Below are 9,751 nucleotides of genomic sequence, written 5' to 3' on the forward strand. Positions count from 1 at the left end.
CCGACACAACCTTTGCGCTCCTTACTCTTGCGGGACGCTCAATCGCCACTGGGGCTAGTACTTCAAAAGCGGAAAAGCCCCAACACCATCGCCTTCCGCTATTCCTCTTTTGAAGTATCATCGGACTCATCTTTTTTCTTTTCTTTTTTTAATGCCTTTATGATCTTACTGACAGGGAGGACTTGTAATAAGGATTTCAATTCCTTATTTACTGCCTGCATCTTTTCAGTTGGCATTATCCAGTAAGCCACCAGAACCAGTAAAAAAGTCATACAGAAAATTGCTGCTACAATCATGATTTTTAATTTTTATTTACTTCCAGGCTTTCAACTTGTCTCAACATTCGATTTTGATTTTAAAACTGTTCAAGCCATAATTTTTTTTAAATACAACCCTTTTAAGATTTTTGAACGTTCAACTTTTTAAAAAGCTCGTAAACCTTTATGAGCGAAGGTATCAACCAACATTCAAAAAAGGTGTGACATTAATTTTCCCAATATAGTTTACGCTGTTATTTCACAAAAGGACACTTTTTATGAGCCTGTTTTTTGAGAAGTAAAATGACCGCTGGATTGTGGTTCCAGAGGTCAGATTTTTCGTTTTTAAAAGTTGGAGATTGATGTGGCTGAAGCGTGGGAGATCTTCAGCTTTTAAAAATGATAGGCTAACGCCGATTGAGTGTCCCGGAGTGGCACAAGGATTTTCAGTCCTTTGGTCGCTCAAAATAAATCCTGAGCTAATGTTTTTGCCGTACTTAAAGGTTAATGGTATTTTTGCAATTCACTAAAAATCAAAAACATGAACGTATACATTGACATTTATAAAAATAGAACCGAGGACTGGTCTGATCCATGTTATGGAGGAACTTATATGCCCTTTAATGAACTTCCCAAAAAAGGAGATATTATCGAAGACCTTTACATCGTTCCTTCATTTGCCAGTAACAATAAAGATCTTAAAAATGTACCAGAAGGCAGTTTCGAAGTTTTATGCGAGCCTTTTCCTATCGCGGATAACCCCTTTAATTGCTCCCATAAAATTATGGTCTGTAGTTCCGAGCTATAATTTTAGTTCAGATGTGTGCGGTGGGCGTAGTCGGATATTTTACATAATGGCGTTATGGCTTTCAGGGCGAAGCGTACCCAAAGGGCTTGAACCATAACTACCCGTTATGTAAATATAGCTTGGGGTAAATAGCAATAAAAAACCTCCGGGAGATCCCAGAGGTTCTTAAAAAGCTCGCATAAGTAGCTTTACTCATTGTCCTATCCTCCTGGAGGGTAAGGATCATTTCCGTAGGTACGTTCTTCCTGGAACTTTCCATCCATTTTATGGATGATCACCTGGCTGTTACCCTGGTTCTTAGCCATTCCAGTCGTTTTACTTACTGTTTCGGCTTTGGTATTTGCCACTACAGAAGCTCTTTGACCTCCTTGTGCTTTCCCTTTCCAGGTACCGTCCGGATTTTGAGTTACATGATAAATTTTTCTTTTACTCATGATCTTCAATTTTAAAATCTCTACCAAAAGGGAGAGACTATTCCCTTTAAAGACTTTTAACTTTTATTTCCGGATAGCTCTTGTTAGCTTTGTTTTTCCACTACAAGGAACAAGAGTTCCAGAAACGCAGGCCTAAAAGACTTTTTCAAAGGCCTGTTTTTGTTTATACTACTCTTACAAATTTAAGCACATTTTCACTTGATTCCTCGCCGAGTTATTCACACTAATCAACAGTATAATTGTTAATTAATCGGCTTGTTTTATATGGATAAATTCTTATAGGAGAGTAGCTTTCACAAAGATACGGCTATTTTCAGATTTGGTCAAAAATGTAAAATTTCAGTTTACCGTAGGCTTCATATGTCATTGGATTTTAAATCCAACGTATAAACAAAACGACCCCTGGATGCTTCCAGAGGTCGGGATTATAGAGATTTCAATTTGTATTACTTTCTTCGCTTGCGGATGGTTTCAGGATCTCGGCTGGTATGCAGCACCCCAAAAACAATAATCCGTTTCTTTTCTTCTTCCACGATATAAAAGATCGCATACGGAAAGCGTTCTACCAGAGACTGTCGTAGTTCTTTATATTTTCGCTGGTAATGTTCCGGGAACTCACCAATATAGTCAATCTCTTTACTAACTGCTGCTTTAAATTCCTCACCAAGATTTGCCTTCTGGTCGTTATACCATTTTTTGGCTGTCCGTAAGTCTTTATGAACTACAGGCAGTAACTTAATCGTATAGCCCATTACCAGTCTTTCTTTACCTCCTGCCAGTCCAGCAGGTCATCAGGATTGTCGGCATAACTTTTCAGTCGTTTGTCCAGCTCTTTCTTATGGGCTGGGGAGATTCGCTGCTGCGCTTCTTTCTCGCGCTTGAGCACACGTTCCAAAGCCTCGATGACACTTTCCTTTTCGACGGTCATCAGCTCTTCTATAAAGTGGTATTTTCTTGCTGATAAATCCATAGCAGTTCTCTTTTTACTTCGATAAAGATACAATTTATGCTCCATAATTTTATGTTATTTTAAAGGATGGAAGGTATTGACGATCTCATGCAGGTTTTCCAGATCATCCTGCACGTATTTTTCAGTTGAACTAATGTAACGATGCCCGGCCATATACTGCACCTGTCGCAGGTTATACCGCTTAAGCCAGTTGACGATAATACTGGATCGTAGCTGCCCATAACTGCAGATCTTACGATTGTATTTTTTTAGGTTTTTAATGATCCTGCCCGTAATGGTATGAAGCTGATCAAGGCTCCCATAAATTAACTGTTCGCTATTGCCGGTGTTAATCTTTCGAGCCAGGTAAGGACGGGTTTCATGTAAATAGTCCATCAGTTCCATGATCTGTACGGGTTGTAATTTTAGGGTTCTCGAGTTGCTCCTTCGGGTACCAGGGATGTCTATTTTCCCTTTGCGGAGTTGCAGGTATTCTTCCTGCAGGCGGTAGAGTTCTACGGCGGTAATGCCCTGGAACACCATAAAACCAAGTACCACTTTATCCCGCAGCTTAGCAGCTTTAAAAAAAGTATCGTGATGCCCGATCTCATAACTATAGTATAGATCTTCCAATTCTTCTTCGCTAAGTAAATTGCTGATCACTTTAGTACGGGCACCCCGGATAGTCACCTGCTCTGCCGGGTTGTTTCCTATTTCGCCCTGATCGATCAAATAATCATAATAGAGCTTTACCGCCCGAAGTTCATTATTGACCGAACTACGCTGATAGCTTTTCTCGGTTTGCAGGTATTTGGCATATTGCAACAGGCTGCCGTAGTCCAGTTGGGTTTCGGTTAGACCGTACATCTTTAACCAACTTTTAAAACGTTTGATCCGCAGGTTGTGGACCGTAATGGTACTTTGGCTATACTGGTTTTTGGTTAGATAATATTCATAACCCCGTGGCGAGTCGCCACAGACTTTTAATTTATTCATAGTCCATTTTTTGATTATCCCTTGGCATTGCCAAGTGGGTATAAATTTGAGTCGATTCTAATGAGGTATGACCTAAAAACTGGCTCACGGCTTCGATAGCTACGCCTTCTTCCAGTAAATGTGTAGCAATGCTATGACGCAGTTTGTGCGGGGTAATACGCTTTTCGGTAATTTCAGGATCACCGGCAGCTCTGATGATCTCCCGTAGGCGAAGCTTAAAACTCTGACCGCCCATCCTATCTCCCTGGGCATTTACAAAAAAGGCTTCCTGAGCTGATGATTTATAAAAGAGTGGTCGGGCATCATAGCGATACTCTTCCAGAATACGAAGGTTATACATATTCAGCGGCACAAAACGTTCCCGGCTGTTTTTGGCTTTACGTATCAGGATACGCTCCTTATCAAACAGTACATCATCCAGATCAAGCTCTACGGCTTCGCCACGGCGCAACCCGCAACTATACAAGACCACCAGTATGGCTTTGTCCCGTATCCGGATGTGTTCCAGCTGGCTGCTATAGTCGGTCGCCTCGAACAAGGATTTTATTTCCGGTTGGGTGACGATATCGGTCAGGCTCAGTCGCTCGTTCTTTTCAAAACGAAGATGGATAGGCAGGGCTTTGGCGTGATATTTTTTCAGGTATTCATTAAAGCGTTTCAGGGCACTGATATGCCCGTTGAGTGAAGGGTTGCTCAGTGCACCACCATAATTTTCATTGGGCCGTTGTTTCAGGTAATCGTAATAATCAATAATGTCTTTCCGGGTGATGGTATGCAGGCTGTCAAGACCGTGGCCTTCCAACCAGTAGAAGAACTCCTGTAAAAAAACAGGCGAGTATTTTACGATCCCAGAGCTATAGCCTAAAATATCCAGCCATTCTTTAAAGGATAACAGCAGGGCTTTGTAACTCCGGTTGGTCAGTTTTAATTTTTTCATCGGTATCCTTTTTGGAAGCTTTCCCGGAACAGGCGGGTTAACTCGTTGTTTTTGTTTTGGTTGAACGTTCCACTTTGGTGGTGGAACGCTCTGGAACATCGGAACGGTTTTCGGTAAGGTCTATTTTAAGCAGGCACTCCTGCAGGGCTTTGGTAATGGTGGCTTCCAGTTCTTTATATTCATCGGGATTAATGATCTCATAGGTGTTCTTCGTTCCTGTTTTCGATCTTACTTTTTTCAGGTAGTAGTTATCCAGTAATTGTTGATGATAGCGCCACTGGGTGGTCTTTTTAACCTTTAATTTTCGTCGCACTTCCATTGCGGTAAAACTGGTGCGCTCTTCACTGACTAGGTATTTTTTGAGTTCTTCCAGATAATTCCGGCAGGCTCCCGTAATGCTATCGGATTTTCTAAGCAGTACTTCGGTGATCAGTTCATTGGCTTCCCGGATATCTTCCAATGTAGTTTCGATATAATATTCTCCTGTTTGGGTGTCGACCTTCGACTCCCGTTGGAACTGTTTGTAAAAAGTGATCGCTGAGATGAATTGCAGGTAATGGCTATTGGTACGCCTGGGTTTAAAAACCGATTGGGGAAGTTCCAGGTATTCCGCATATGGGTTGATCACTTTGATGGGTTGCAATGCCCGTTGTACATTGCGCAGCAGCTCTGCTGCTTTTAACTGCTGGTCTTCATTGACCTTTCCTGCGGATTGTAACCTTTGATGATGCATAATCCGCTGATCTTGTTCGCTGCTTTCATCGATGTAAAGTAAAAAACTACGGTTGCTGTTATCTTCATACACGCTTTCCCGGGTGGTACAGCCTGCCACGCTAACCGGGCCTTCCACGGTAAGGTGCACCGTTTTGGTCGTGCCTTTCACATCTTTATGCACCACGGTTTTGGTAATCTTCTTTTTGGATTGCAATTCCCGAAGCGGGTAAAGTACAGATTCCGCACCGTCCATATCTTCAATCAAAATAAGTTTATGTTGCAGTTCGGTTCTGTTGAAGTAATAAAAAGCATTAGCAGAGAGTACCGTGATTTCTATTTTATCTTCCTGCGGGATCAGCTCGGCCACCTTGCTTTGCAAATGCGTTTTCCCGGCTCCCGAACTGCCCAGGCTGATACAGTGCAACGGGTTACTGGTTTTTCGACTGGTAAAGATCAGGTACATCAGCAGCCGGTTTTCAGTTTCACCAATGACCCCACTTTTGCCAATGAGTTCATTGGTCTTGCCAAGCAGGTCTTTTTTCTTCAAAAAAGTTTCAGCTTCTTTTTGATCAGCAGGGGTTAGTATTTTTTGTTCCGAACCGCTTTGTTCTTGTTCTAATAACAAGAAGCGGTAATTCTCCAAAGCTTTGGTGAGTTCCTGCAAAGTGCGCCTTATGATGCTGGTACCCATCTCCAGACGTTCGGCTATTTTACGTACCAGTTTCTCCACCTGGTTATCATTGTACAAGTCCAATGAGTGCCGAAGTACGTTATGTCCTTCCGGTTTTTGTACCGAGAGCGTAATACGCAGAGTTTCCAGTTTGATGGTTTTTATCCCGCCCAGGATATGGATTTCAAGGTATTCTGTGATGTATTGGTAATTGTGCTCGTGGGTCGTATCCAGGTTGTTCATAAGTTTGTTTTCTGACCTATTTATCACAAATCTATAATATTGGTCAGATTAAAACAAGTTTTATCTATCTTTGTTGTGATACTTATATCAGCTATATTTGCTTTATCCGCTGGATATATAGCATTTTAACGACATTTAAGTATGACTTTAGGAGCACACATTCTTAGCCTGCGCAAGGCCAAAAAGCTTTCCCAGGGAGATCTGGGTAAAAAAATAGGGACCTCCGGGGATATTATCGGAAGGTATGAACGCGGGGAAGTAACCCCTTCTATTGATGTGGCAGCCAAGATGGCCGATGCCCTCGAAGTAAGCCTGGATTTTTTGATCGGTAAAGTGGACCAGGAACTCGACCAGCACCTGCTTAAGCGCTTGATCGAGGTACAGCAGATGGGAGAAGATGATAAAGAACATATTCTTTATACTTTAGATGCTTTGATCAAAAACGTGAAATTTAAGTCTATAGCCTAAGACCAATTATATTATGAGTACAACAGCAACCAAACCAAGCCATATAGGACGTAAAATTGCCCGCATTCGTGAACTGCGAGGTATGAAGCAGGAGACTCTCGCCGAAGAACTGGGCATATCCCAGCAAAGTGTTTCGCATATTGAGCAGAGCGAGACCTTAGAGGATGATAAGCTGGAACGGGTGGCTAGAGTTTTAAGGGTATCCAAGGAAGCTATAGAAAACTTTTCGGAAGAGAATATGCTTAATTTCATTAATAACTTCAACGATAATAGCGTAAACCACGGGCCACTTAACAACCACCATTGTACCTTTAACCCGCTGGATAAACTGGTAGAAGCCTACGAAGAAAACAAAAAACTCTACGAACGCCTTGTGCAGGCCCAGAAAGACAAGGTTTCGTATCTGGAGAAGCTACTCAATAAATAACTAAAAACCGCCTCAATGGGCGGCTTTTTAAATCACAATAGCCTATTCAGTCCAATTTTCAACCTCTCTAATTAATTTCCAGTGCCCTTTTTGCATTGAAAAAATACCAGATATTCCTTGATTCAGATTAGATATTCTCAAATAAAGAAGATTTTTATTTTTGTTAAATAAGGGTTTGGACACGATAATATAATCAGCTATTTCGAGGTTGTTATCTTTATTGTATTTATCTACAATCCTATCAATGGAATCCAAACTAACATTATCCCGTAAATATTTCTTTACGTCTAAAATTTCATAACCGTATTCAGATAGTTGATTTAAATCGAGCTTACGATTAGATAATATTTGTTTTTTGATATAAAGAGTGTCGTCTACATCTAAAATGTCTGATACGAACTCAATGAAATTTTGTTGTTCTTTAAAGTCATTTTCAATACTATCATAATATTTCAATGAAGGTGGTGGTAATAGTGAATAATTGGAAACTAACATTTTGCCTGTTGGCAATATATTTAGATGCAAAGTATCTTTTAAAATTGTTGAAATGGCCTGTATTTTATAATCATCGGATATTGCCGGAATATGATTTTCGGAATTCTCCTTACACTTTACATATATTACATATAGGAATACTAATGCAATAAGCGTTATAATAATATTTAGTTTTTTCATTAGTTTCGATAATTCAAAATCCTTTTTTTAATATCATTTTCACTTAGTCCTGTTTTACCTTCTTTATACATGTTTATCATGATTGGTAGAACCTTTTCTAGATAAAGTGAACCAGGTTGTCTTGCATCCATATGCTGCTTGTAGCTTGGGGTTTTAGAATTGTTATAATTCCCCTTTATATTCGAGGAATCGAATGAACAATTATCCGTTAAATCTTCTGCATAAGAATAAGCGTGCTGTATTGTCTCATGAAAAACGGTCTCTATTCTAGAAAGAATATAGAGCAGTCTTGCCATAGGGTCATCCTTGTTTTCACTATAATATTTAGCATCTTGATTATTCGTATTTAGCTGTGAGTTAATCTTAATGTCTATTATACCTTTTCCCCTATCCTCCATTAAACCTACTCCTCCTCTTAATCGGGTATTACCATTAGCCCCAATGTCTCCTTGCACATCAGAATCATTACCTTTTAAATAATTTATGTTTTCTGAATGATATACTAAATCAATTCCTTGTTGATGAAATTCTCCATCTTCTTCGTACTCATGACCAGCTATAACCTGACCAGCTTCTGCAAAATATGACAAAAATTCTATGCCCACATCCGATTGAGCAAAAGCTAAGAAGGCTTCTGCTAATTCTTGATCATAGCCATCATTGTCTTTATCTAGTATTCCTGAAACATCAACCCTCATCCCGTCGGGGTCAACGAAGAAAATAGGATTATTTAGCGCATAGGAATATGGTGTACTATTAACATAAGCTTCAGCCAATGGGTCAAGGTTCATCCATCTACCTAAATCAGGATTATAATTGCGTGCACCAAAGTCATACCAATCCAAGCTATTCCCGGAGAAGGTTTCATCCTGGAGTTCCTTCCCCCCAAAACCATAGCATTTCGCGGCATCATTACCTAGACCACTGCCCCCATCATTATAGCCCTGATGGGTCAGCCCGAAAGGATAGTAGTTTTTCTCCTGTACGATCTGAAGGTCCACAGGGTTTCCGTTGTTCTGGTTGGCATCGGTATAGCTCAAACGCACATTTCCGAGGTGGTCAACGTAATTGTACACGTAATTGAACTGACCGTTGTCATAGGAGACATAACCTTCCGGCGTACTGAAGAACTGTAGCTCATTTGAACCCGTACTAATCTTCTCATACACAAAATTCCCAGCGTAGTCGGTGGTCTTGCCCGGTACCTCTTTTCTCAGTTTAACCCCCGTGGCATCATAGGCATATTTAATGACCTGGCTGCTCGAGTTGTTGAACTTGATCTCCGTTGGTAAATTAAGATGGTTATATTCTATACTGGATATCCCCTTGTTGGCATCGGATGTCAGGTTGCCATTGGTGTCCTACTTACCGTAAAAAATTCACTAAACCGATTAACTTTTCCAGCACTTACCACCAAAAAACACAGCTTGGTTAAGTCAAAGAACGAGTTTAAATATAAATACTTTACCGGAGTTAGCCACCTTTTTTAGTGAGCGATTTAAAATATTCTATAACAGCTTCTGCTATTTTTCTAACAGATAATGATTTCAAAAATGTTTCATTATCCTTAGTGGCAAGTTTCACTTTATTCTCTGGCATCATCCAGACTAGGATCTTACTTACTATCAGGTATCCTATAAATGCTAATACAATTTCTAACATAGTATCGGGGTTTTATTTTTTTATTATTCTGTTTTTACTTTAATCATGATTTCTGTAAAAGTGAATAGTCTTTTCACCTAAAAAAAGGACAGGGGGTCGCAAATTTTGATTAGACCCCGTAAATACTGAGGTTAGATCAAAAAAACTTTTTTTTACTTTTGTTTTTTGAAGATTTTCTAGCAAGGTTTGCAGTTCCAATTTCCTACCTTTACACTTCCGGGCTTCAGCTCTCTGATAGTTCCCGGCAACACTTTTTAAAGTATTTAGGACTGACAGAAGGATCCAGTTAAAAAGAGTTGCTAAAACGGGAACAGAGCAAAAGCCCTTTCCAAAGCTATATTTACATAATGCGGTCTTATAGTGACAGCCACCGTGCTCACGCTCCACAACATAGTTATAGATCAGCCGCACTATAAGCACACTATGTAAAATAGCCGACACAACCTTTGCGCTCCTTACTCTTGCGGGACGCTCAATCGCCACTGGGGCTAGTACTTCAAAAGCGGAAAAG

Annotated in this window: 14 protein-coding genes; 3 read left to right on the forward strand and 11 right to left on the reverse strand. The window is 40.3% G+C overall.

Annotated elements, in window-relative coordinates; all coding sequences use genetic code 11:
* Positions 1-98: 98 nt before the first annotated feature.
* On the reverse strand, positions 99-296 hold the full coding sequence (locus ACN0WI_RS16475; protein WP_417888142.1) for a hypothetical protein: 198 nt from the start codon (positions 294-296) through the stop codon (positions 99-101).
* Between the two features lie 502 nt (positions 297-798).
* On the opposite strand from ACN0WI_RS16475, the gene ACN0WI_RS16480 reads away from it, so the two are divergent.
* The gene (locus tag ACN0WI_RS16480; RefSeq protein WP_417888143.1) at positions 799-1,065 is read left to right on the forward strand and encodes a hypothetical protein; all 267 of its coding nucleotides are present in this window, start codon (positions 799-801) and stop codon (positions 1,063-1,065) included.
* Between the two features lie 200 nt (positions 1,066-1,265).
* Here ACN0WI_RS16480 and ACN0WI_RS16485 read toward each other — a convergent pair whose 3' ends face one another.
* From ACN0WI_RS16485 to ACN0WI_RS16510, 6 genes are all read right to left on the reverse strand, one after another.
* Positions 1,266-1,499 (reverse strand): DUF2188 domain-containing protein, encoded by a 234-nt coding sequence (locus ACN0WI_RS16485; RefSeq protein WP_417888144.1) that lies wholly within the window; start codon positions 1,497-1,499, stop codon positions 1,266-1,268.
* A gap of 446 nt (positions 1,500-1,945) precedes the next feature.
* On the reverse strand, positions 1,946-2,251 hold the full coding sequence (locus ACN0WI_RS16490) for a type II toxin-antitoxin system RelE/ParE family toxin (RefSeq protein WP_417888145.1): 306 nt from the start codon (positions 2,249-2,251) through the stop codon (positions 1,946-1,948).
* A complete protein-coding gene (locus ACN0WI_RS16495) occupies positions 2,251-2,469 on the reverse strand; it encodes an addiction module protein (protein WP_417888146.1) in 219 nt (72 codons plus the stop codon). Before ACN0WI_RS16495 ends, ACN0WI_RS16490 begins: the two co-directional genes overlap by 1 nt.
* Positions 2,470-2,523: 54 nt before the next feature.
* Positions 2,524-3,444, reverse strand: a complete 921-nt coding sequence (locus ACN0WI_RS16500; protein ID WP_417888147.1) for a tyrosine-type recombinase/integrase — start codon at positions 3,442-3,444, stop codon at positions 2,524-2,526.
* The gene (locus tag ACN0WI_RS16505) at positions 3,437-4,381 is read right to left on the reverse strand and encodes a tyrosine-type recombinase/integrase (RefSeq protein ID WP_417888148.1); all 945 of its coding nucleotides are present in this window, start codon (positions 4,379-4,381) and stop codon (positions 3,437-3,439) included. Before ACN0WI_RS16505 ends, ACN0WI_RS16500 begins: the two co-directional genes overlap by 8 nt.
* 37 nt (positions 4,382-4,418) lie before the next feature.
* Complete coding sequence (locus ACN0WI_RS16510) at positions 4,419-6,008, reverse strand: hypothetical protein (RefSeq protein WP_417888149.1); 1,590 nt, start codon at positions 6,006-6,008, stop codon at positions 4,419-4,421.
* A 141-nt stretch (positions 6,009-6,149) separates the two neighbouring features.
* Here ACN0WI_RS16510 and ACN0WI_RS16515 point away from each other — a divergent pair, with 141 nt between their 5' ends.
* Together ACN0WI_RS16515 and ACN0WI_RS16520 are read left to right on the forward strand one after the other, a co-directional pair.
* Positions 6,150-6,476, forward strand: a complete 327-nt coding sequence (locus ACN0WI_RS16515) for a helix-turn-helix domain-containing protein (protein WP_417888150.1) — start codon at positions 6,150-6,152, stop codon at positions 6,474-6,476.
* A 13-nt stretch (positions 6,477-6,489) separates the two neighbouring features.
* Positions 6,490-6,903 (forward strand): helix-turn-helix domain-containing protein, encoded by a 414-nt coding sequence (locus tag ACN0WI_RS16520; protein ID WP_417888151.1) that lies wholly within the window; start codon positions 6,490-6,492, stop codon positions 6,901-6,903.
* Positions 6,904-6,945: 42 nt separating this feature from the next.
* Here ACN0WI_RS16520 and ACN0WI_RS16525 read toward each other — a convergent pair whose 3' ends face one another.
* From ACN0WI_RS16525 to ACN0WI_RS16540, 4 genes are all read right to left on the reverse strand, one after another.
* Complete coding sequence (locus ACN0WI_RS16525; RefSeq protein ID WP_417888152.1) at positions 6,946-7,578, reverse strand: hypothetical protein; 633 nt, start codon at positions 7,576-7,578, stop codon at positions 6,946-6,948.
* A complete protein-coding gene (locus ACN0WI_RS16530) occupies positions 7,578-8,747 on the reverse strand; it encodes an RHS repeat domain-containing protein (RefSeq protein ID WP_417888153.1) in 1,170 nt (389 codons plus the stop codon). The genes ACN0WI_RS16525 and ACN0WI_RS16530 overlap by 1 nt, the downstream gene beginning before the upstream one ends.
* A gap of 304 nt (positions 8,748-9,051) precedes the next feature.
* Entirely contained in the window at positions 9,052-9,240 is a 189-nt protein-coding gene (locus tag ACN0WI_RS16535) for a hypothetical protein (RefSeq protein ID WP_417888154.1), read from the reverse strand.
* A gap of 39 nt (positions 9,241-9,279) precedes the next feature.
* Positions 9,280-9,751, reverse strand: a 472-nt coding sequence (locus tag ACN0WI_RS16540) for a hypothetical protein (protein WP_417888155.1), incomplete at its 5' end; no start/stop codon positions are given.

Origin of the sequence: Zunongwangia sp. (assembly GCF_048269745.1) — a bacterium.
Taxonomy (GTDB): domain Bacteria; phylum Bacteroidota; class Bacteroidia; order Flavobacteriales; family Flavobacteriaceae; genus Zunongwangia.